The following is a 21930-nucleotide window of genomic DNA, read 5'->3' on the forward strand; positions in this document are numbered from 1 at the left end:
TAGCCAGTTCTGTTATTCGGCACTCGCAACGAGCAGGAACGTCTCCGGTCGCACCGCCTCGAACTCGATTGTGAATCCGTGCTGGCGGAGCGCGTCCGTTGCCTCAGTAGCGGAAAACCGCTCGTCGACGGGCGGGCCGTTGCGACCACTGCCGGAGGCCGCCCAATCGGCGATGGCGAACGTCCCGCCTGAGTTGAGCACCCGTGCGACCTCGTTCAGCGCCCCGTCGCTAGCGAATTCGTGGTACGTCATCGTCGAGAACGCCCCGTCGAGACTGCCGGTATCGAACGGGAGGTCGTCGACCGCACTCGTCACGAGGTCGACGTTGTCAGGGACGCCTTTCTCCCGATAGTAGTCGTGCATCGCTTCCTGAATGTCGACAGCGTACACTGATTCGACGGCCGGTGCGATGTCGTCGGTGTAGAACCCGGTCCCGCTCCCGAGGTCCGTGACCGTCTCGTCACTCTCGGGTGAGAGCGCCCAGTGCAACTCTTCTGCAGAGAGTGAGCGGTACCGTTGCTGGGCGTCTTCGAGTTTGTCGGCCCGGCCGGCGTCGAACGTGTGATACCCCATGTTAGAGGTTCCGGAACGCCTCGTCGACGATTTCGCCGGTGTCGGCGACGATGTCCGCCATCTCCTCGTTGTCGGGAGCCATCCCGACGAGGCGGGCGATTCGCATAATCGAGACGTGATAGACGCGCTGTTGTCCGGGTTCTTCTTCCCAAATGACGACGTTACAGGCCATGAGCGCACCGAGTTTGTTGTCTGTCGCATCGAGAGCGCGGTCAGCGACTTCGGGGTTACAGGCCCCCAACACGTAGTAGGGGTCACGGTCCGCATCGATCTTCTCGTTGAGCATTTCGGAGGGCGAGAACTCGACGGGGACACCGAACCCGGCGTCGGTGAACACGTCTCGGACGTGTTCGATGGCGTCTTCGTGGCTCATTTCGAGCGTCGCCTGTTGTTCGCCGATGTCTTCGGGGTCGATCTGGCTCGGGTCGATTGGGAGTACCATTCGTGTGTTGTATTGTGCCTACAGAGCAAAGTCTCTTCGGATACGGTGTCGAAAGGACGGAGAGAATTTTCGAGTACCGGATCGAGAAGTGGGGTCGCCACTCGTCGATATTGCAACCGTAGCTCGTCGGCGGAGTATGTCTTGTTATGTGGTACGTCGGAATCGATGTGGCTATCAAATGGCTAGTAAAGTACGCCATTACCGACCACTTCCACGGGTACTGAGGCAATTCTACCTGTGAACCCCACACGATAGGCCACACCGACTTGTTGTCATATATGAGACTGGCCGGCCCCGGTTACCGTTTGAGAGAACCGACGGCTGTGACGCCGAGGGTGAGAATCGACTGCTGGTCAGATCACACTCTTGACTTTCGTATAGACTCCCGCAGTGCAACCCAGTATTGCAAAGGGTGTACAAAACAAATAAGTCGATCCGGTCCGAATGTCGGAGTGATGACTGACGAGCTAGAGGAGATCAGACGACAAAAACTGGACGAGCTTCGTACCCGGGGTGAGTCGGGTAGTACCAACGAATCTGAATCAGGAGACCCCTCTGAGCCGATTACGGTCGATGGAAAAGCCGAGTTGTCCGACACGACTACCGATCACGACGTGGTTCTGGTCGACTTCTACGCCGACTGGTGTGGGCCGTGCCAAATGCTCGAACCCGTCGTCGAAACCGTCGCGGCCGAGACCGCCGCGACAGTGGCGAAAATCGACGTCGACGCGAACCAGGAGCTCGCCGCCGAGTACGGCGTTCGGGGAGTCCCGACGCTGCTTCTGTTTGCCGACGGGGAGCCGGTCGAGCGACTCGTCGGAATGCAGGACGAATCACAACTGCGTGCCGTAATCGAAAAGTACGCGTGATTCGGGCGGTAGCGAGTTTCCCTGAGAGAAACGGAGGCAAATCCCGTCTTACAAGCGTGGGGGACTCGTAGCGGTTCATCTGGACTCCGTTCTGTAGTCGTTTCTCTCCACGGCCGGGCTCCACGTATAATACTACACAGTATTGTAATATCTGCGAAATACTTTTGCGCACACTGATTCTATTATAAGATATGACGTTGGTTTTCACCCACCCAGAAACGGCCTGGACGACAGCAAAGGACGTTAACGGTATATTCGGCCACACATGAGTCCCGCTGTTCCCCTCACCTACGTTCGAGACCGCCGCGAGGAACTGGTCACACTCGCCCTCGACCTCCTGGCGATAGACACGTCGAACCCGCCCGGGGATACGCGTGCGATTGTGACCGAGATCGAGGGATTCCTCGACCCGCTGCCGGTCGACGTCAAGCGGTTCGCAGTCGACCCGGCGAAGCCGAACCTCCTCGTTGGGATTCCCGGTGAGTCGGACCGAACGCTGCTGTACAACGGGCATCTCGATACGGTGCCCTTCGAGGCCGACGCATGGACTCACGCTCCGCTCGGCGAGCGCGTCGACGACCGCGTGTACGGCCGCGGCGCGACCGATATGAAAGGTGCCGTGGCATCGATGCTGCTTGCCATCCAGGCTTTCGCCGCAACCGACGCTGAACCGCCTGTCACGCTCCTGTTTGCCTTCGTGAGCGACGAGGAAGTGGGCGGTGACGCCGGCCTTCCCGCACTGTTGGAGTCCGGGAAACTCGACGCGGACGCGTGCGTGATCGGCGAACCGACCTGCGAGGCGGGCCGGCATTCCGTCACGGTTGCTGACCGGGGCAGCATCTGGTTGACACTCGAAGCCAGCGGCGAGGGGGCCCACGGTTCCCGGCCGATGCTGGGCATCAACGCGGTCGACCGACTCTACGACGCCGTCGAGACGCTGCGGGACCGCTTTGGTTCTAGACGACTCGATATCGCCCCCGAAGTGGAACCGATCGTCGACGAGTCGGTCGAATACTACGCCCCGTCGCTGGGCGAGGATGTCGCTCGTGATCTGTTCCGGTACCCCTCTATCAACCTCGGTGTTCTCGAAGGCGGCGATGCGATAAACAGCGTCCCGCAGTCCGCCCGCGCCGAAATCGATATCCGACTGACCGCCGGGGTGGAGACGCCCGACGTGCTCTCGGAGATCCGGTCCTGTGTCACCGACTGTGAGGGGATTACGATTACCGATGTCTCCTGGAGCGTCGGGACTGCCGAGGAGTCCGACAGCCCGCTCGTCGAAGCGGTCACGTCGACGGCGGCGGACGTCACAGGTGAACGCGTCTTCCGACGGAGTGCCACGGGCGGCGGCGATGCCAAGACGCTCCGGAACGCGGGCATTCCGACCGTCGAGTTTGCGCTCGGGACCGATACCGTCCACACCCCCGACGAGTACGTCCCGGTCGATGTGCTCGTCGACAATGCAGCCGTCTACACGAGACTGCCGGCAGTGTGGGCGTCACAGACAGCACCGTAGCAGTCCGTTGCGGTGTGATTTTGTCGGCGCGACTGCTCTGGTGGCCGCCGTGCATCGAGTAAGACTTAGGTGCTTGTATTGTGTATTTGTGGATATGAAGCGCAATATTGGGTCCTCGGATAGACTGACCCGCATCGCTGTTGGCCTCGTGCTGGCAGTTGCTGGACTGGCGACGCTCGGCGGTCTGCTGGGCTTCGGAACGACGGTCGGCGCGGTCGCGACACTGCTTGGTGTCGTCCTCGTCGCGACTGGCCTCGTCCGGATGTGCCTCCTGTACCGACTGCTGGGTATCGACACGTCGGGTTCCCGCTAGGGATGGACCGGTTCCAGAACACCGGCCAGCCCGACTGGGACTGGTGGGGCAAACTCTGGCCGACGCCCGGCGCGACGCTCCGGACACTCGGTGTCGCGTCCGGCGAGTCGGTCGCCGAGGTCGGCTGTGGAAGCGGGTACTTTGCGCTCCCAGCCGCCCGCATCGTCGAGCCCGAGCCGGTGTACGCGCTCGATCTGGATGCGGCCCTCCTCGACGAACTCGAAGATCTCGCCGACCAACAGGAGATCGAGAACGTCGTCCCAATCCACGGCGATGCTCGGAACCTGCCTTCGGCGCTCACTGCCCGCGTCGACACGCTCATGATAGCAAACACGTTGCACGGCGTCGACGACCAGTCCGGCTTTATCCGACAGGCCTTCCGGGCGATTGAGGCTGGCGGGAGCCTACTCGTCGTGAACTGGCACGACCGTCCGCGCGAAACCACGACCGTTGCGGGCGAACCGCGAGGGCCGCCGACGGGGCTTCGGATGCCCCCAGCGGCAACCGAGGATGCGGTGCTCTCGGCGTCGGAGTTCACGCTTGAGCGGCAGGTCGAACTGCCGCCGTACCACTACGCCCTCGTGTTCACCCGATAGAGATAGCGGCGCGCTCCCGGCGGTTCCGTACTCGCCGTACGATCGATACGCTTGCTCCACTGCGCCGGACTCATCTGTTTTCATAATCTTGGAATTTACGCACAATACTAATACAGGTGAGCTCCAACTACCTCCTGTGAGACTCCCATGACTGACATCGAACCCGACGAAACCGTCGACGCCCGAGGCGCGGCCTGTCCCGGTCCGCTGATGGACCTCATCGGACAGATCCGAGATGCCGAAGCCGGTGACGTGGTTCGGCTCCTGAGCGACACCGACCAGTCGCTCACCGACGTTCCGGAGTGGGCCGAAGAGGCCGGCAACGAACTGCTCGCTATCGAGGAGCTCGACGACCACAACGCGTTCTACGTGGAGAAAGCATGACCGAGCACGTCGTCATCGTCGGTGGTGGGACCGGTGGCACCGTCCTCGCGAACGACCTCGCCGACCGACTGGACGTCGAGCTTGCCGCCGACGACGTCCGAATCACGCTGATCAACGACGGACCTGACCACGTATATAAGCCGGTCTGGCTGTACGTGCCGTTCGGACAACGCGAACCGGCAGACGGTCGGCGACCGCTCGACGAGCTCGTCGACGACGCCGTCGACCTTCGAATCGACCGCGTGACCGCAATCGACACCGAAGCCCAGCGACTGCGGTTCAACGGCACCGCTCCGGCAGTCGACTACGACTACCTCGTGCTGGCGACCGGGTCGACGCTAGAGCCCGAACGGATACCCGGCCTCGCGGACGGTGGGCACGATTACTACAGCGAGTCGGGCTCGACCGCCCTCCGTGACGAACTGCTTGGGTTCACCGAGGGGCACCTCGTGTTGAGCGTCATCGGGTCGCCCCACATGTGCCCGGCGGCACCACTGGAGTTCGTCTTCATGGCCGACGACTGGCTCCGCGAGCGCGGGCTCCGCGACGACGTCGACATCACCTACACATACCCGATCCAGCGCGTCCACGGCAACCCCCATATCGCCGAATGGGCCCGACCGATTATGGACGAACGCGGCATCGAGGTCGAGACGTTCTTCAACGCCGAGGAAGTCGACCCGGATTCGGAGACGCTCACCTCGATGGAGGGGACCGACCTCGACTACGACCTCCTCGTGACGATTCCGCCCCACGGCGGTATCGACCTCATCGAAGAGGCGGGGCTCGGCGACGACGGGTGGGTCGACGTCGACAAGCACACGCTCGAAGCCGAAGCCGCCGAGAACGTCTACGCGCTCGGCGATACCGCCGATACCGGCGTCCCGAACGCTGGGAGCGTCGCCCACTACCAGGCCGGCGTCGTCGGGCAGCGCCTCGCCAGTGAAATCCGCGGCCGTCCGGCAACAGCGACCTACGACGGGAAGACGCTGTGTTTCATCGAAACGGGGATGGACGCGGCGTCGTTCGTCGAGTTCGACTACGAGAACCAGCCGTCGCCGGCGCCGCCCTCGGAGAAACTCCACTGGTCGAAGCTGGCGTACAACGAGTCCTACTGGCTCACCGCACGGGGGTTGCTCTGACCATGTCCGGAGAAGAGGTTTCCGAGCAGACCGACCTCGAAGCGGCAATCCAGCAGAATCCCGAGGCCGTCGCGGAGTTCGTCGAACACCTCGACGCCGTCAACGAGTTGCTGGACGTGCTCTCGCTCGGCGAGAGTGCGCTCTCCGATGAGATGGTGCGTGAGCTCTCGGCCACCGGCTCGACCCTTGCCGAGTCTGCAGACGGGCTTGCGACCGACGAGACCGTCTCCCTGGCCGAGACCGTCGGTGAGAACGGCGATGAGTTGCAGGACGCGCTGGAAACCCTGCTCGCGCTCCAGCGAAGCGGCACGCTCGACGAACTGGCCGAACTCGCCGAAGTCGGCTCGCTGGCGACCGCCGCGCTCGACGACGAGATGGTCACGTCGCTGGCCGGTACCGGTGCCGCGCTCGGCGAAGTCGCACAGACGGCAGCAGACGACGACACCCGCGACGGTATCGAGACGCTACTGGCGGGCCTCGGTGAAGCGGAGCGCGAACCGGCCGAGCCGGTCGGTCCCGTCGGTCTGCTTCGCGGGCTACGCGACCCGGACGTTCAGTACGGGCTCGGCTACTTGCTGGCGCTTGCCGGCGCAGTCGGCCGTGAGCGCGCCGAGGAAAAGACAGAATAGTTGTCTGCCGCAGCTAGCTGTGCGCGATTGGTCGTTTCAGACAAGAAGTTGGATGTCGGCGTCGGCCATGTCCTGCAGCGCTGTCGCAGCGCCGACACCGGTGGTAACGCCGTCGTAGAAGTCGGCCTCGTCGTAATCCATCAGGTCGATGGTCATCTGGCAGGCCTGGAACTCCACGCCCATATCGAGGCTCGTCTCCAGCAGCTCCTCAATCGTCGCGGTGTCGTTGTTCGCGATGCGCTTTTCCATCATCTTCGTCGTTACGCGGTCCATGCCGGGAATCGCGGCGACCGCGTTCGGCATCGGCATATTCGGATTCCCGACGGAGCTCAGTTTGAGGTTCTTCGAGCGTTCCTCGTGGAGGATGTCTAGCCCCCAGAACGTGTGGAAGACAGTCACCTCGTACCCGAACGCAGCGGCGGTGCTGGCGAGGATGAGCGGGGGGTACGCCATGTCGAGCGTGCCCTTCGTCGCAATGATGCTCATCTTCTTCGTGTCGTCCTCGCTCGTGGCCTCCGCGAGCGCGTCTTCCAGTTCGTCGACGCGGGCGGCCAGCTCCGCACGCGAGGGCGTGTCGTCGGACGCCGCGTCTGGTGTGTCCGTGCTCATCGTTACTCCGTCTTGCGGACGTAGTGCTTGTACACGTCGTCGCCCTCCTCCTGGTCGACGAGTTCGACGCCCTCAGTACCGGCCGCCCAACCGTCGATGTCGCTCATGCTGCCCGGGTCGGTCGCTAGTACTTCGAGGACGTCACCCTCGGCGAGGTCGTCGGTAGCCGACTTCGTCTTCACCACTGGCATGGGACACGATGCACCTTTCACGTCGAGCGTCTCCGCGATATCGAATTCAGCGTTCATTGGTTATTCGCTCCGTTGAGTTGTCTTGGAGCTAACGCACAATACCGCCCGGTCAAGTAAAAGATTGTCGATTCTTGTGAGTTTAGCAAACAACTACTCACCTAATTTCCGGCCTCAAATGCCCTATTATGCTAATTCAGGCCATATTTTATTTACTCGTGGGTCTGTTTGGCCGATAGTATTGTTTAGAATGTGGATTACTATGCAAATGCTTTTGTGCGTCCGCCCGGTAGAAACGAGTGCACAAAATGAACGCTGACGACTTTCCGACGCCAGACGTCGACGTGGAAACGACCGATCCGGAATCGCTCAAAGACCGCATTGACGCTGGTGAAGACGTGACGCTTCTCGACGCGCGTATGCAATCAGACTACGACGAGTGGCGCATCGACGGCGAAAACGTCACCTCGCTCAACATCCCGTACTTCGAGTTCCTTGAGGACGACATCGACGGCGACGTCCTCGCTCAGATCCCCGACGACCACGAAGTGACCGTCCTGTGTGCGAAAGGCGGCGCAAGCGAGTACGTCGCGGGCACGCTCGCAGAACACGGCTACGACGTCAACCATCTCGAAGACGGCATGAACGGGTGGGCGAGCATCTACGAGGCCGTCGAGGTCGAACGCTACGACGGCGCCGGCACACTCCTGCAGTACCAGCGCCCGTCCTCCGGCTGTCTGGCCTATCTCCTTTACGACGACGGCGAAGCCGCCATCATCGACCCGCTGCGGGCGTTCACCGACCGGTATCTCGATGACGCCGCTGAACTCGGTGTCGAACTCAAGTATGCACTCGATACGCACATCCACGCCGACCACATCTCCGGCGTTCGCGACCTCGACGCAGAAGGCGTCGAGGGCGTCATTCCAGAGGCCGCCGTCGACCGCGGCGTCACCTACGCCGCGGAGCAAGGCTCCACGGGCCCTGCCTCGCAAGCTCGGCAGGACACCGACGACCTGACGACTGCCGAAGACGGCGACACGTTTCAGGTCGGCGACGCGACTATCGAGACAGTCTCCACGCCCGGCCACACGACCGGGATGACCTCCTATCTCGTCGACGGGAGCCTGCTCGCGACCGGTGACGGGCTCTTCATCGAGAGCGTCGCTCGCCCCGACCTCGAAGAGGGCGACGAGGGCGCGCCCGAAGCCGCGCGTATGCTCTACGAGTCCCTTCAAGAGCGTGTGCTAACACTGCCTGATGGCACGCTTATCGGCGGCGCGCACTTCAGCGACGCGGCCGAACCCGCAGAGGACAGTACATTTACCGCCCCAATCAGTGCGCTCGTCGAAGAGATGGACGCGCTCACCATGGACGAGGACGCGTTCGTCGAGCTCGTCCTCTCGGATATGCCGCCGCGGCCGGCCAACTACGAGGAGATCATCGCGACGAACCTCGGGCAGAACGCCGTCGACGACGAGGAAGCGTTCACGCTGGAACTCGGGCCGAATAACTGCGCCGCTAGCCAGGAATCCCTTGCGGGTGACTAACGACGCCAATGGTGATTGAGGCACTCCCACTGCAGGCAACCGCCGAACTGTTTCCGAACGGCATCAGTCGCTACGCCGTCGGTGGCTTGCTGGTGGGGCTTGGGACTGTCGTCATCTACCTCGGAACCGGCATCAGCGCCGGCGCGAGCACGTTTCTGGAGTCGACGCTGTCGTACGTCTCGGACCGGTCCCGGTTCCAGCAGTATGTCAGCTCCCGTGACTGGCGTGTCGTGTTCACGCTCGGCATTATCCTCGGGGCGGCCGTGTACGCGGTCGTCTATCAGGGCGGCGCGTGGACCACGGACGTCCAGCCGTGGCGACTCCTCCTCGGCGGGGTATTCGTCGGTATCGGGACGCGCGTCGGCAAGGGCTGTACGTCAGGCCACGGCGTCTGTGGCGTCGGCTCCGCGTCGAAAACGTCGATAGCCGGCGTCCTGACGTTCCTCGCCGTCGCCATCATCACTGCACAACTGGTTTCGGCACTGGGGGTGAGTCCGTGAGCTGCGAGACACGAGCGGAACGAGAGTCTCGAAGCGAGCGACCGGGAGCGGCCGGAGGGAACGACACATGAGTGACGACCGCCACCCCGCGTTCATGCCGCTGATTCTCGTCGGCGGGCTCATCTTCGGGTTCGGACTCGCGTACAGCCACATGGCGCGCCCGGAAGTCGTTCTGGATTTCCTCCAGTTCGAGGACTTCGGGCTGGTGTTCGTGATGTTCGGCGGCGCTGCCGTGACAGGGGTGGCCTTCGTTCTCGGACCCCGCCTCCTCGGCCGCGCGCCGCTGACCGGCGACACCTTCGAACGGCGTCTGAAGTCCTTCGACCGGAACGTTCTGGTCGGCGGTGCCATCTTCGGCGTCGGGTGGGGACTGTCCGGTATCTGTCCGGGGGCCGCCTACGCGAGCCTCGGTATCGGCAACGTCACCATCCTCTGGGCGCTCGCCGGGATGTTTCTCGGCGCATATCTCCAAGGCTACTGGCGAACCCGGAGCGAGACCAGCGATACAGCCGCGACGGGCGCAGACTAACAGTTCGCAGGCATGTGTGTCGGCTGTGAGGTGAACGGCCTTGACCACCCATCCGAGGGCAGTTTTTGCCGGATCGTGCGTGCATTTGTGCGAACCGTACACAAGTCTTATATCTGGGTAGTAACTACAGAGAGGTGATAACGATGCCAGATTCGATGTCTGAACAACTCCGCCGGGATATGCAGTGTGAGGGGCTGTTGGAATGCTTCCACGGACTCAAAGAACTCGACAAGGAGTGCTTTCGGGCGCTCGTCGAGGCCGAGGAACCACTGACCGTCGACGAACTCGCCGAGGCAGTCGACCGCGAGCGCTCGACCGCGTATCGCGCCGTCCAGCGACTCCTCCAGACGGGCTTTATCGAGAAAGACCAGATCAACTACGACCAGGGCGGCTACTACCACGTCTACTCGCCGACGGACCCGTCCCAGATAGCAGACGAGATGCAGCGCATGCTCAACGACTGGTACGCGAAGATGGGCCAACTGATTCAGGAGTTCGAGAACAAGTACGAACAGTCCGAGTCCTCGGCCCCGACTGTCGAAAGCTAACGCCGCCGTCTTCTCTCTATTACACTCTGTCGCTCACGAGCCGAGCCGATTTCTACTTGTGAAGCGTTAAAATGTCTCACTACTTCTGGCTCATTATAGTATTTCATAGTATTGTATATTTTGTGCAAACTCTTATTTGTCGCTGCCGCGTACAGTCTATTGATGGCAACCGATACTGCATCCGACGCCGAGACGACCGCGACGGACGAACCGCTTCACATCGACGGAACGGACCATCTCGACGATGTCGTCGACAAGCACGACGTCGTCCTCACGGACTTCTATGCCGACTGGTGTGGCCCGTGCCAGATGCTCGAACCGATCGTCGAGACGCTGGCCGCAGAGACCACCGCGACCGTCGCCAAAGTCGATGTCGACGCTAACCAGCAACTCGCACAGTCCTACGGCGTCCGTGGCGTTCCAACACTCATCCTGTTCGCCGATGGCGAGCAAGTAGAGGAAGTCGTCGGCCTCGAAGGAGAAGAAGCGCTCCGATCGCTCATCGAATCCTACGCTGAATAAGGCCATATCTGTAGACGACACCCCGTATATCGACTTATTCACTGCCCGGGTGGCACTGGTTAATAAACACTTGGTGCGAGTTCAGCGCCGTCGCACGCACCCACTCATAATATATTAGCGAGAGCGCTATTACGCCACGTAATGACGAAAGCAGCCGTCATCATCCTCGCAGGGACAGAGGGACACGAGAATCTCGGCCGACTCGCAAACGGCCTCGAAGCAGCAACGGAGTTCGCGGAAAACGACGAGGACGACCTCGAACTCATCTTCGACGGGGCCGGAACACAGTGGATTCCGGAACTCGAAGACGAGGACAGCGACTACCATGAACTGTACCAGACCGTCAAAGAGGATACGGCCGTCTGTGACTACTGTTCCGGTGCATTCGGCGTCGAAGACGCCGTCGCCGACTCCGGACTCGTCACGCTGGACGAGCACGACGGCCACCCGAGCATTCGCTCGCTCGTCGACGACGACTACGAAGTTATCACGTTCTGATCCCGACAGCGGGGCGGTCACGTTCGACCCCACTGTAGTGAAACACGACGCGGCTTTATCCAGGGCCGTGTGATTACTTCACAAGAACCACTGCCCAGCCCGAAGTCGGTTACGGGCCGCTGTGGGCGTCGCACAGGACCCTGATACCATATGATTCTGCCAGTCTCGTGGACGATGGTCGTGATAGTGACGGCTATCGTCCTCGTCGCCGGGGCGACAAACGGGCTTGCTGGCTTCGGCTTCGCCGTCGTCGGGACGATGGCGCTTGCGACGGTCATCGACCCGGCGACAGCCGTCGTGTTCATGATTCTCCCCATTCTCGCGGTGAACGTTTCACTGGTTCGGGACCTCTCACGGCGTGAACTGCGTACCTGTAGCCAGCGGTTCGGACCGCTTATCGCTGCGGCGCTTGTCGGGACTGTTGTCGGGATGGCTGTACTCGACAGGCTCCCGGAAGCGCCACTCCGTATCGGACTCGGTCTGCTGACCCTGGGGTTTGTGGCGACCGCCCAGCAGCGGGTGCCGCTTCCCGGATGGGTGTCAGTGGGCAACAGCGACCTCGGGAAGACACCGCTTGCGATGGTCGGCATCGGCGGCGTTTCGGGGGCGCTGTTCGGCGGAACGAACGTCGGCGTCCAGCTCGTCGCGTATCTCCGGAGTTTCGACCTCTCGCACAGCGTGTTCGTCGGCGTCGTCGCGCTGGTGTTTCTGGGACTCAGCGTCACGCGGGTCGCTTTTGCCGGCGTCTTCGGGCTCTATCCCAACGCGGTTGTCGCTGGAACGTCCGTTCTCGCAGCCGTGCCGGCCGTTGCCGGTGTCGCAGTCGGGAAGCGACTCAGAACCGCTGTCAGTGACCGGGTCCGTCGAGCCGCCGTGCTAGCCTTACTATCGATTATCGGCTTCAGACTGGTCGCCAGTGGCCTTGGAGTCGTGTGAAAGTTGGCTCAGCATGTCCTCAACCACGTTCAGCCGTAGATGGTGGTGACGGTCGACCTTGGAGGGGGGACAGACCGACTGGCTGGTTCGAATCCGTCCCGAACACAATCGCTTCCAGTAGCCCACGCAGTTACCCGAACCTCACGCAATCATTAGTACCGCAGCGATACGAGGGTCTGTATGACGGACCCGTTCGTAGTCATCGGTGGCGACGCGGCCGGACTGAGCGCCGCGAGCAAGTTCACCCGAGAGGCACCGGACCGTGACGTGATCGTCTTCGAGAAAGGCGAGTGGGTATCCTATGCCCACTGCGGGACGCCGTATTACGTGAAGGGGACCGTCGAGCGGCTGACGGACCTTCTCTCGCTGTCGCCCGAGCAGGCGTCTGAGCGCGGTATCGACCTCCGCCGGAACCACGAAGTCGTCGGCGTCGACACCGACGCAGAAACGGTCACCGTCGCACAAGACGGCGAGACGTTCAGCCAGCCATACGGCGACCTGCTGGTCGCGACGGGCGCACACGCGGTGACCGGGCCGATACCGGGGGCGGAACTCGACGGCGCGTTCACGATGCACGGGCTCGATTCGGCCGCCGCGGTCCGCGCTGCGCTGTCCGAACCCGGCGACTCTACCGTCGACACGAGCATCGAGTACGTCGATACAGCACTCGTCGAGAAGTACGCCGACTGGGAGCCACCGGAGCGAGTCGCTATCGTCGGCGGCGGCTACGTCGGCGTGGAAATGGCCGAAGCGTTCCGGGCCCACGATGTCGAAACGCACCTCTTCCAGCGGTCAGGCCACCTCCTGCCGCCGTTCGGGGAAGCAGTGGGCGAGCGCGTTGCCGATCACCTCCGGGAACAGGGCGTGACACTGCATCTGAACACCGCCGTCGAGGAACTCGTCGGCGACGAAGGCGGGCGCGTCGCGTCGGTTGTACACGGCGACGGCAATACCGATGTGGACCTCGCGCTTGTCGGTATCGGCATCAAGCCGAACACCGCCCTCGTCGAAGACACACCGGTCGAACTCGGGGCCTCCGGTGCGATAGCGGTCGACGAGTACGGTGCGACGAGCGTTGACGGCGTCTACGCCGCCGGAGACTGCGCCGAGGACACCCACGCCGTTACCGGCGAGCCCGACTGGGTCCCGCTCGGACTGACCGCAAACCGGGCCGGTCGCGGGATCGGACAGACTGTGGCGGGCGACCCGTCGCCCGTCGGCGACATCGCCGGAACGGCCGTCGTCAAAGCGTTCGACCTCGAATGCGGTCGCGTCGGCCTCCTCGACCACGAACAGGCCAGCGCCGCCGGCTTCGACCCGGTGTCGAAGACAGTCACGGCTGGTTCTCGGTCGGGGTACTACCCCGGCGGCGACGATACCGACGTGACGCTCGTCGCCGACCGGGAGAGCGGTCGCCTGCTGGGCGGCGCAATCGTCGGGGCAGACCGGGCGGCGATACGTATCGACACGCTTGCGACGGCCATCGAGGCGGACATGACCATCGACGAGCTCGAACGACTGGACCTGGCGTACGCACCGCCGTTCAGCCCCGTCTGGGACCCGGTGCTGGTCGCCGCCAAAGTGCTCAACGGACAACTGGATTGAGAGCGGTACGGTAGACGGCTTTTCGAGAGGAGCGGCCCAACGATAGCCAATCACTCCGGGGCAAAGGGCCGCCCGGTCACCGTCTGCAGGCGCACGCCTGGCGGAATCGGCAACGAGATGTGGAAACCCAGACCGAACGGCCGGTGCTACCGGATCGGAGCGTCACAGGCGTTTCACACCGCTGGCGACAGCGAGGTACAGTGGCAGGGCGAGTAAGAGGACGCCACCGATCAGCCCCCAGTCGGTGAGTCCGAGCGGGACCGTCCCGAAGTAGACGTTGAGAGGGGTGTATAGCACAGCGAGTTGCAGGAGTATCGACCCGCCTACTGCGGACGCCAGCCACCGATTCGACAGCGTCGGTGTCTCGCGGAGCCAGCGGATCACGTACAGTTTCTCGAATTCGAGGAACACGAACCCGGTGAATATCATCGTCATCGCGTACGGCGTGACTGCGGGTGCGCCGGCAAGCGTGACCAGTAGCAGGCCGAGCATCACAGTTGTCGAGATGACGCCTGTACCCCCGATAAGCGCGAGCATATCGTGGTCGACGATGCCGCGATCCGGGTCTCTGGGCGGTCGCTGCATCACGTCATCGCTTTTGGGGTCGGCCCCGAGCGCAAGCGCTGGCAGACCATCGGTCAGTAGATTGATCCACAGCAACTGGACCGCCGGCAGGACGAGGTAGCCAAACAGTGAGGCGATAAAGACGATGGCGACTTCGGCCACGTTGGCACTCAGCAGGTAACCGACGAACTTCCAGACGTTGTCGAAGATCGCCCGCCCGCGCTCGATCGCCCGTTCAATCGTCGCGTAGTTATCATCCAGCAGGATAACGTCGCTGGCCTGTTTGGCCACGTCAGTTCCGCGGACGCCCATCGCGACGCCGATGTCGGCGTTTTTCAGCGCCGGTGCGTCGTTGACCCCGTCGCCCGTCATTGCGACGGTGTGGCCGTTCGCCTGTAACGCCTGCAGGATCCGGACCTTGTGCTCCGGAGACGTGCGTGCGAACACGTCGACTGTCTCGACGCGGTCTCGGAGCGCTTCTTCGGAGCATTCCTCGACGTCGCGGCCTTCCATCACGCGCTGCCCCAGGCCGAGTTCTCCGGCGATGGCCGCGGCGGTCCGGACGTTGTCGCCGGTTACCATCTTCACGGCCACGCCTGCACGCTCGGTCGCCGCAATCGCGTCGGCGACCTCCTCGCGGGCCGGGTCGATCATGCCGACCAACCCGGCGAAGATCAGGTCGGCACTGACATCGTCGGCCTCGCCAGTGGTGTCGTTCCGTTCTACCACGGAGGTATCTTCCGTGTACGCCACTGCGAGCACCCTGAGCGCGTCGTCAGCGAACGCACCGACCTGCTCTCTGATCTGCTCGGCTCTGTCGGGCGTCAGGTCCGCCGGGCCGGTATCGGTGAGGACGCGAGAGCACTTCGAGAGGATTACTTCGGGTGCGCCTTTTACGTAGACCGTGTCGTCGTGGACAGTACCCATCCACTTGCGCTCGGATGAGAACGGGATCTCATCCGTTCTGGGATGCTCTTCGCGGAGGCGTTCCACATCGATTCCGCACTCGTCAGCCGCCATGACGATGGCCTGCTCCGTCGGGTCCCCCGCTTCGAGCGTCGCATCGCTACACAGTGTCCCGGCGCGGAGCACCGTGGCAACGCGGTCCGGCAGGGGTTCCCCCTCTATTTCGTCACTGTCGACGACAGCGTCGTTGACCCAGATCCGACTGACTGACATTCGCCCCTCGGTCAGCGTCCCGGTCTTGTCGGTGCAGATGACATCGACGGAGCCCAGCGCCTCGACGGCGGGCAAGCGCCGCACGAGAGCGTTCTCGTCGGCCATTTTCCGGACACCGAGGGCCAGCGTTAGCGTCACAACCGCTGGCAGTCCCTCGGGGACCGCGGCCACAGCGAGTGAAATCGCGGTGAGTGCCGCCTGTACCAGTTCGGTCCCCCGGAAGACGAGGAGTGGAACCACGAGGGCAGCAAGTACCATCACGCCGACGCCGAGCGTCCGGCCCAGCGTGTCGAGTTCAGTCTGTAGCGGTGTGTCAGTTTCCTCCGTTCCTGCGAGTTGGCGGGCGATGGCGCCGACCTCAGTGTCCATCCCAGTCGCCGTGAGGACGGCAGCGCCCGAGCCGCGCGTGACGTTCGTTCCCTTGTACACCATCGGTTCTCGCTCCGCGAGCGGCGCGTCGGCGTCGACCGGGTCGGTTCCCTTCGAGACCGGCGTACTCTCTCCAGTGAGCGCCGCTTCGTCGACCTCCAGAGACAGACAGTCGATCAGTCGACCGTCGGCCGGAACGACGTCGCCACTTTCCAGTTCGATAACGTCGCCCGGAACGAGTTCGGTCGCGTCGACCTCGACGGACTGCCCATCGCGTCTGACTGTCGCGGTTGGGGCGGTCAGTTCCCGCAAGGATTCGAGCGTCCCCTCTGCGCGGTAGTCCTGGACGAAGCCGAACAGGCCGTTCCCGACCACGATCACGGCTATCAGGACTGCGTCGACAGCGTGTCCCGCCCACACGGACAGTATCGCGGCCGCAACGAGAACCCAGATAAGGGCGCTGTCGAACTGGGCGATAGCGATGTCGAGTGGTGTCCGTTTGCTCCCCTGCGTGATCTCGTTCTCGCCATGTCTGTCACGCCGCGTTCGGGCTTCCGACGCCGACAGCCCATCAGGCTCGCTGTCGAGCCCCGAAATGACGTCGGCAGTCGGTTGTGTGTGGGCGGCTTCGGACATGGAGGGTGATCTGCCGCTATGTTGATATGAGTTCCCTTATCCAGTACAGTGGTTCTTCTTCGAGTCGGTACTGCGGAGAACCGTCCGCCCTAGGATTCGGTCCGTCCGGTTAGCTCATTCGGTACGAGGCGGTAGAATTCGAAGTCAACCTCGCGGAGGGGGCGTTCGAAGATGTCGACCATGGGCATATCGACGTGTTCCAGTCCTTCCAGTGTTTCCGTCTCGATTCCCTCCCGTTCGACGTCTTCGAGCCGACCGTTCGCGACCACGCTTTGCCATCCCGAATCCGTCTCGTCATAAGTCACGAACGTCGCCGCGCGGTCGTCGAGTTCGCCCTTCGACCGCTCTACACCGACCGCTAGCCGGAAGTAAAATGTGGTGGTGGGCGCGTCGTACCCGTACGAAACCGGGACTGAATGCGGGGGCGCGTCGCCGGCGGCGAGCGAAAGGATGCCCGTCCCCCCGTTGTCCAGAAACGCGTCCCGTTCCTCGTCCGTCATCGTAACCGGGTTGTCCGCAGCCATAGGTAGTGTCACGACAGGAACAGTAATAAGTGCATGGTCGTGTCGGTCTGACTGCCGCCTCGCCGGGGACACGACGGGCCCCGCACGCAGTCGGACGCTGACAGACAGGAAGACGCGTGCCTGTCTTCAGGCTTCGTCACCGCGCTGGTCTCGGGCGTTGACTGCGAGGACAGGCATATCGGCGTGTCTGATGATCCGTTCTGTCGTACTTCCCACGAGGAACCGATTGAGACCGGTCCGACCGGCCGTCCCCATGGCGATCAGATCGATGTCGTTCTCGTCAGCGTACTCAAGGATATCTGCCGCCGGGAATCCACTGACGACTCGTGTGACAGTTTCCACTCCGGATTCGCGTGCCCGTGCCGCAATCCGCTCTGTCACTTTCTCCCCTTGCGACTCCAGGGACTCGATCAGGTCTTTCGGTAGCGTGTATTCGGAGCCGGTTGCGATATTGCTGAGATTGACGACGTTCAGGGCATGAACGCGGGCATCGAACTGTGCCGCAATCTCGCATGCGGGCTCGATTGCGGCCGCTGCGGGCGCGCTTCCATCTGTCGGGACAAGGATATCGTCGTAGGGAGCGGTGTCGCGACTCCGGTCGGTTGCGCGCACGGTGAGAACAGGGACGTCAGCCTGCCGAACGACGCTCTCTGTCACGCTCCCGGCGAGATATCGCCCGACGCCTGTGCGGCCGTGCGTTCCCATCGCAATCAGGTCCACATCGTGGTCGTCGCGGTATGCGCAAATCTCGTCAACTGGATCTCCCTTGCGGATAGTCGTCTGTATCGCTCCGGCGGCGTCCACCGCGTCCGTGATAGCCGCGACTGTGTCTTCGGCGTCGGCCGTCATGCGGTCGAGTGTCTCGTCTTCGAGATCGTCGCCGCTGAACGGCCCGCCTGCTGTTCGCGTATCGATGACAGCGATGACGTGCAGGCTCGCGCCGAATGCACGAGCCAGCGCTGCCCCGTGCTCGGCGGCCCGGGTCGCGTGTTCGCTGCCGTCAGTCGGGACCAGTATTGAATCGAACATTGCTGTGTTTACAAATTGTTGCTGTCAGTAAATAAACTGTAGTCGCGATTCTCACACTATTAGAAATCCGGCGGCTGAGATCGGCGTCTCGAATAGTTAGACTGCGTTGCCAGCAGTCCTCGCCGGTACACCCCCAAAGTATGAGGGGAGGGCGTAACAATCGTACAGTTATTACCAGATTATGTCAAGGCATATTCGTTTGAAAACGACATGAGAGCTGCTACTGATTGTCCCACTGAGGGGCTTCAGCAGACTTTTGTGGACCACCGCCGGTTTGCGCCTCTTCCGCCTCGCCCCAGCCACCGGCATCGACTATGCTGAAGAGTTCGCGCCAGTTTTCTTCGTCCGCACTTTCGGGGAGTTGGCCGCGGAGGTCCTGAAAATCGGCGGCCGGGACCGCCGTATGCATCAGGTCAACAACGACGCGTGCGTGGTACGCTGCGTCCGACGGTTCAACGCCTTCTATTTCGGCGACACGGTCGACGAACTCCGTCCAGTCAAACCGCTGCCCGTGGTCGCGGACGGCGCCGGTCATATACCACTTGATTTCCATCGGGAGGGAGGCAGCGAAGTCCGCGGCGTTCTCCGCGAGTATGCGCTGTCCCAGGGGTAGCAGTGTCGCGCGGGTCGCCCGAACGGCCTCACCAGTACCGGGTAGTTCAAGCCTGTGCTGTATCTCGCCGGTGAACTCATCGAAGTCCATGTACTCTTGTTGGCAGTGCAACAATATAGCGTCCGGTGGGACTTCTCACTGGCTGAAAACCAGCAGGCATACGTACTACCGTCCGACGAGTATCGGCAGATTTCATAGATATAACAGTATCTGTGCCGTATTGTGAACAGCCACACCCTCTGAGAAGTCCGCTCTACTTTTTTTAGCGTGGGGTTGCATTCGTGATACGTAACTGGATGATCAGACGCGACCTATGACACTCGACCAATTAGAAGAGTACGGACTCGAACAGATGGACGACGAAGCGATTCGGGAATTCCTCGCCACACACTCGACCGGAGTCTTGGGGCTGCCGACGACAGACGTCCCGTACCTGCTACCACTATCGTACGGCTTTGACGACGGAGCCTGCCTCTATTTCACCTACCTCCTCGGCGAATCGAGCCGGAAAGCGGAACTGACTGAGCGAGCCGGCCGTGGCCGGTTTCTCGTCTACGACATCGACACCGCGTTCGAGTGGCAGAGCGTGATGCTCGCCGGCGATATCAGCAGTGTGCCTGAGGACGACTGGTCGGATATCACGGCGATGACACAGAACGCCTGGCGACCCAACACGCTCCAGACTGCCACCACCTCCGGCGGAGTCGCACTCTACGAGTTCGAGATAACGGATCTTGCCGGGATCCGACAGACCGGACTGGCACCCGACTTCCGGGAGAACATCGAACCGTGATTGCCACCGACTTTGGACGGGAATGACGTTTTAGCCGTTGTAAATACGATACGCGACACCTCCAAAAATCGAACGGATCGATATGTGGACGGGTACCCAATACAACAATAGATTATTAGCTTTTGATAATGGTCAGCGGATTGAAATAGGAAGCGGTGCATTCTTTTAGTATGTACGACACGATTGTGGTCGCGACCGACGGCAGTGCTGACGCGAACCGCGCAGCGACACACGCGCTCGAACAGGCCGAGCAACACGGTGCCGAGCTTCACGCCGTCTTTGTTGTCGATACGGACCGACACGCCGAGCCAGCCCTCAGTAGTATGGAACTGGAGACCATCGAAATCGAGGAATGGGGGAACGATGAACTCGCAGAGGTCGCCGAGAGGGGTGACGCGCTCGGCGTCGAGGTCACCACTCGCTGCTGTCACGGGAAACCGTACGTGGAGATCATCAGCTATGCCGACGAGGTCGACGCCGACCTGATCGTGCTCGGATACCACGGCCATTCTCACACGAAAACTGGCCAAATGGGAAGCGTGACCGACCGAGTCGTCCAGAACGCGGGACGACCGGTGCTGGTGGCTACCTGAGAGAGTTACACAGAGACCCTTTCAAACGGTCATACACCGGCGGAACTGTCTCAGAGCACTCACCTCGGCGTCAGGTACGGGCACAGCTACGACTGCGACCGAAACCGATTCCAGTGTCACCGTCTGATCTATGATCTGAGCGATGCTCCAACCGACGGCTGACTGGATTAGTCCCGGTCAATCCGCAATGTTAATCGCCGTGCTGGGACTCGCTACGCTCGGAACGCTGGCGCTGTTTTTCGTCGCGGCGGCCAGTACACACCGACGCCGGTCGCGGCCGTACGTTCTGTTGACTGTCGCTATCGGGTTGCTGGTCCTTCGGTCCGTGGTCGGCATCGGGACTGTCCTCGGGGCTGTCCCGATGGTAGTACATCACCTCACCGAACACGGGTTCGACTTCCTCATCGCGCTGCTGGTGCTGAGTGCGATCTACTCGGTCGCGCCGCCGAGCGTCCCCGACTGACCGGCGTTTCGACGGTCGCACCACGAACCATTTGGTGTCGTCTAGTGTACTATCTAGTATGTCTGACTATGCACCAGCGCTGACACGCCGGCACTTCATCGTCGGGACCGCGACAGTCGTGTCGCTCTCGGGGTGTCTGGGGACCAGTGAAGAGCTGGAACCGGTCGCCATCGAGAGCGGACAGAACTGTGACCAGTGTGGGATGGTCATCGACCAGCACCCGGGTCCAGTCGGCCAAACGTACTATCAGGACAACACGCCCGAGGGGCACGACCCACCAGCACGGTTCTGCAGTACGACCTGCACGTATCGGCATCGGTTCGCCAAAGAACAGTCGGGGTGGACGCCTGCGGAGACGTTCCTGACCGACTACAGTACAACCGACTACGATGTTCGGACTGATGGGGGCAAGACCATCATCTCCCGGCACTTGGAGTCAGAGGCGTTCGCTTCGACTGAAGAGCTCACAGTCGTCGCAAATTCGGAGATAGAGGGGGCAATGGGACCCGCTATCGTCCCGTTCAGCGACAGCACGGACGCCGAGTCGTTCGCCGAGGAGTACGGCGGCCAGACCCTCCCTGCCGAGGACATAACGCGAGAACTGGTGGGCGGGATGTAGGCGAGTTCCCGCGCAGTGAGAACGTCCGATACCCTGTTGTCCCGGAGGCTGGAAAGCCGTACTGAAGACTATGTCCACGGTTACTGAGCAAGTGCGTTCCCACGTCGAGTCCAAACCGGGAGTCCATTTCAACGCGCTTGCGGCAGATCTCGATATCGCGACTGGGCAGGCACAGTATCATCTGCGGAAACTGCGTCGTGCCGGCGACGTGGTTGCCGAGGAAATCCAGGGCAAGACGCACTATTACAGCCGGGAGTACGACCCCTGGGAGCGACGTGTGCTCGCGTTTGCCCGGCGCGAGACTGCGCGCACGATTCTCCTGCATCTGCTTGAAGCGGAGTCCCTGTCGGCAGACGAACTGACCGACCGGCTGGGAGTCGCCCGGAGTACGGTCTCCTGGCACGTTTCGGCACTGGCCGACGCGGGGATACTCGAAAAGTCGTACGGCGAACGGGGGCGTGTCGTCGTGGCCCTGACCGACCCTGACGAGACACGGCGGCTGCTCGCTGCAGTCCGTCCATCGCTCACGGACCGTCTCATCGACCGGTTCACGCGGCTGGTCGACGGCGGACTCGCGGCCGCAACGGACGACGGCTGAA

28 protein-coding genes are annotated in these 21930 nt (G+C 62.2%); 20 read left to right on the top strand and 8 right to left on the bottom strand.

The genetic code is table 11. The features are described 5' to 3' along the window. Window positions 1–12 precede the first annotated feature (12 nt). Together SG26_RS17680 and SG26_RS17685 are read right to left on the bottom strand one after the other, a co-directional pair. Window positions 13–573, bottom strand: a complete 561-nt coding sequence (locus SG26_RS17680; protein WP_050038358.1) for a class I SAM-dependent methyltransferase — start codon at window positions 571–573, stop codon at window positions 13–15. 1 nt (window position 574) lies between these two features. Further along, the gene (locus SG26_RS17685; protein ID WP_014031064.1) at window positions 575–1015 is read right to left on the bottom strand and encodes a DUF302 domain-containing protein; all 441 of its coding nucleotides are present in this window, start codon (window positions 1013–1015) and stop codon (window positions 575–577) included. A 455-nt stretch (window positions 1016–1470) separates the two neighbouring features. Here SG26_RS17685 and trxA (SG26_RS17690) point away from each other — a divergent pair, with 455 nt between their 5' ends. The 7 genes from trxA (SG26_RS17690) to SG26_RS17720 all read left to right on the top strand — a co-directional run bounded on the left by trxA (SG26_RS17690) (window position 1471) and on the right by SG26_RS17720 (window position 6464). Next, complete coding sequence (gene trxA, locus SG26_RS17690) at window positions 1471–1884, top strand: thioredoxin (RefSeq protein WP_014031063.1); 414 nt, start codon at window positions 1471–1473, stop codon at window positions 1882–1884. A gap of 265 nt (window positions 1885–2149) precedes the next feature. Next, a complete protein-coding gene (locus SG26_RS17695) occupies window positions 2150–3400 on the top strand; it encodes a M20 family metallopeptidase (protein ID WP_050038359.1) in 1251 nt (416 codons plus the stop codon). A 94-nt stretch (window positions 3401–3494) separates the two neighbouring features. Further along, window positions 3495–3713: a DUF2892 domain-containing protein gene (locus tag SG26_RS17700; RefSeq protein WP_050038360.1), complete on the top strand. Its 219-nt coding sequence runs from the start codon at window positions 3495–3497 to the stop codon at window positions 3711–3713. A gap of 2 nt (window positions 3714–3715) precedes the next feature. Next, window positions 3716–4309 (top strand): class I SAM-dependent methyltransferase, encoded by a 594-nt coding sequence (locus SG26_RS17705; protein ID WP_014031061.1) that lies wholly within the window; start codon window positions 3716–3718, stop codon window positions 4307–4309. 147 nt (window positions 4310–4456) lie between these two features. Then, a complete protein-coding gene (locus SG26_RS17710; RefSeq protein ID WP_008311828.1) occupies window positions 4457–4693 on the top strand; it encodes a sulfurtransferase TusA family protein in 237 nt (78 codons plus the stop codon). After that, window positions 4690–5835 (top strand): NAD(P)/FAD-dependent oxidoreductase, encoded by a 1146-nt coding sequence (locus SG26_RS17715; protein ID WP_014031059.1) that lies wholly within the window; start codon window positions 4690–4692, stop codon window positions 5833–5835. The genes SG26_RS17710 and SG26_RS17715 overlap by 4 nt, the downstream gene beginning before the upstream one ends. Window positions 5836–5837: 2 nt before the next feature. Beyond that, the gene (locus SG26_RS17720; RefSeq protein ID WP_014031058.1) at window positions 5838–6464 is read left to right on the top strand and encodes a DUF1641 domain-containing protein; all 627 of its coding nucleotides are present in this window, start codon (window positions 5838–5840) and stop codon (window positions 6462–6464) included. 36 nt (window positions 6465–6500) lie between these two features. Here SG26_RS17720 and SG26_RS17725 read toward each other — a convergent pair whose 3' ends face one another. After that, window positions 6501–7073, bottom strand: a complete 573-nt coding sequence (locus SG26_RS17725) for a DsrE/DsrF/DrsH-like family protein (RefSeq protein ID WP_050038361.1) — start codon at window positions 7071–7073, stop codon at window positions 6501–6503. Window positions 7074–7075: 2 nt separating this feature from the next. Next, window positions 7076–7321, bottom strand: coding sequence for a sulfurtransferase TusA family protein (locus SG26_RS17730; RefSeq protein WP_014031056.1), 246 nt, complete (start codon window positions 7319–7321; stop codon window positions 7076–7078). Window positions 7322–7569: 248 nt separating this feature from the next. Here SG26_RS17730 and SG26_RS17735 point away from each other — a divergent pair, with 248 nt between their 5' ends. The 8 genes from SG26_RS17735 (at window position 7570) to SG26_RS17770 (ending at window position 13949) form a co-directional block, all read left to right on the top strand. Then, window positions 7570–8811 carry an MBL fold metallo-hydrolase gene (locus tag SG26_RS17735; RefSeq protein ID WP_050038362.1) on the top strand — a complete coding sequence of 414 codons (1242 nt, stop codon included), beginning with the start codon at window positions 7570–7572 and terminating at the stop codon, window positions 8809–8811. Between the two features lie 8 nt (window positions 8812–8819). Beyond that, window positions 8820–9311, top strand: coding sequence for a YeeE/YedE family protein (locus SG26_RS17740; RefSeq protein ID WP_014031054.1), 492 nt, complete (start codon window positions 8820–8822; stop codon window positions 9309–9311). A 67-nt stretch (window positions 9312–9378) separates the two neighbouring features. Further along, window positions 9379–9840, top strand: coding sequence for a YeeE/YedE family protein (locus tag SG26_RS17745; protein ID WP_014031053.1), 462 nt, complete (start codon window positions 9379–9381; stop codon window positions 9838–9840). A 143-nt stretch (window positions 9841–9983) separates the two neighbouring features. Continuing rightward, a complete protein-coding gene (locus SG26_RS17750; RefSeq protein WP_014031052.1) occupies window positions 9984–10388 on the top strand; it encodes a helix-turn-helix domain-containing protein in 405 nt (134 codons plus the stop codon). A 162-nt stretch (window positions 10389–10550) separates the two neighbouring features. Next, window positions 10551–10910 (top strand): thioredoxin, encoded by a 360-nt coding sequence (gene trxA, locus SG26_RS17755; RefSeq protein ID WP_050038363.1) that lies wholly within the window; start codon window positions 10551–10553, stop codon window positions 10908–10910. 141 nt (window positions 10911–11051) lie between these two features. Beyond that, window positions 11052–11408 carry a DsrE family protein gene (locus SG26_RS17760; protein ID WP_014031050.1) on the top strand — a complete coding sequence of 119 codons (357 nt, stop codon included), beginning with the start codon at window positions 11052–11054 and terminating at the stop codon, window positions 11406–11408. 150 nt (window positions 11409–11558) lie between these two features. Continuing rightward, complete coding sequence (locus SG26_RS17765) at window positions 11559–12344, top strand: sulfite exporter TauE/SafE family protein (protein WP_050038364.1); 786 nt, start codon at window positions 11559–11561, stop codon at window positions 12342–12344. A gap of 180 nt (window positions 12345–12524) precedes the next feature. Continuing rightward, complete coding sequence (locus tag SG26_RS17770) at window positions 12525–13949, top strand: FAD-dependent oxidoreductase (protein WP_014031048.1); 1425 nt, start codon at window positions 12525–12527, stop codon at window positions 13947–13949. A gap of 162 nt (window positions 13950–14111) precedes the next feature. Here the strand turns inward: SG26_RS17770 and SG26_RS17775 are convergent, their stop codons facing one another. From SG26_RS17775 to SG26_RS17790, 4 genes are all read right to left on the bottom strand, one after another. Next, window positions 14112–16697, bottom strand: a complete 2586-nt coding sequence (locus SG26_RS17775) for a calcium-translocating P-type ATPase, PMCA-type (protein WP_050038365.1) — start codon at window positions 16695–16697, stop codon at window positions 14112–14114. An 89-nt stretch (window positions 16698–16786) separates the two neighbouring features. Beyond that, window positions 16787–17221: a pyridoxamine 5'-phosphate oxidase family protein gene (locus SG26_RS17780; protein WP_014031046.1), complete on the bottom strand. Its 435-nt coding sequence runs from the start codon at window positions 17219–17221 to the stop codon at window positions 16787–16789. Between the two features lie 126 nt (window positions 17222–17347). Further along, window positions 17348–18250, bottom strand: a complete 903-nt coding sequence (locus tag SG26_RS17785; protein WP_050038366.1) for a universal stress protein — start codon at window positions 18248–18250, stop codon at window positions 17348–17350. A 220-nt stretch (window positions 18251–18470) separates the two neighbouring features. Then, window positions 18471–18953 carry a DUF2267 domain-containing protein gene (locus tag SG26_RS17790; RefSeq protein WP_050038367.1) on the bottom strand — a complete coding sequence of 161 codons (483 nt, stop codon included), beginning with the start codon at window positions 18951–18953 and terminating at the stop codon, window positions 18471–18473. 223 nt (window positions 18954–19176) lie between these two features. Here SG26_RS17790 and SG26_RS17795 point away from each other — a divergent pair, with 223 nt between their 5' ends. The 5 genes from SG26_RS17795 (at window position 19177) to SG26_RS17815 (ending at window position 21929) form a co-directional block, all read left to right on the top strand. Then, a complete protein-coding gene (locus SG26_RS17795) occupies window positions 19177–19656 on the top strand; it encodes a pyridoxamine 5'-phosphate oxidase family protein (protein WP_014031043.1) in 480 nt (159 codons plus the stop codon). 170 nt (window positions 19657–19826) lie between these two features. Next, window positions 19827–20249, top strand: a complete 423-nt coding sequence (locus SG26_RS17800) for a universal stress protein (RefSeq protein ID WP_008311793.1) — start codon at window positions 19827–19829, stop codon at window positions 20247–20249. 187 nt (window positions 20250–20436) lie between these two features. Then, on the top strand, window positions 20437–20712 hold the full coding sequence (locus tag SG26_RS17805; RefSeq protein WP_004595131.1) for a hypothetical protein: 276 nt from the start codon (window positions 20437–20439) through the stop codon (window positions 20710–20712). 58 nt (window positions 20713–20770) lie between these two features. Next, the gene (locus tag SG26_RS17810; protein WP_050038368.1) at window positions 20771–21331 is read left to right on the top strand and encodes a nitrous oxide reductase accessory protein NosL; all 561 of its coding nucleotides are present in this window, start codon (window positions 20771–20773) and stop codon (window positions 21329–21331) included. A 70-nt stretch (window positions 21332–21401) separates the two neighbouring features. Continuing rightward, window positions 21402–21929, top strand: a complete 528-nt coding sequence (locus tag SG26_RS17815) for a helix-turn-helix domain-containing protein (RefSeq protein ID WP_050038369.1) — start codon at window positions 21402–21404, stop codon at window positions 21927–21929. Window position 21930 lies beyond the last annotated feature (1 nt).

The sequence above is a fragment of the Haloarcula sp. CBA1115 genome (assembly GCF_000827835.1).
GTDB classification, from domain to species: Archaea; Halobacteriota; Halobacteria; order Halobacteriales; family Haloarculaceae; genus Haloarcula; species Haloarcula hispanica.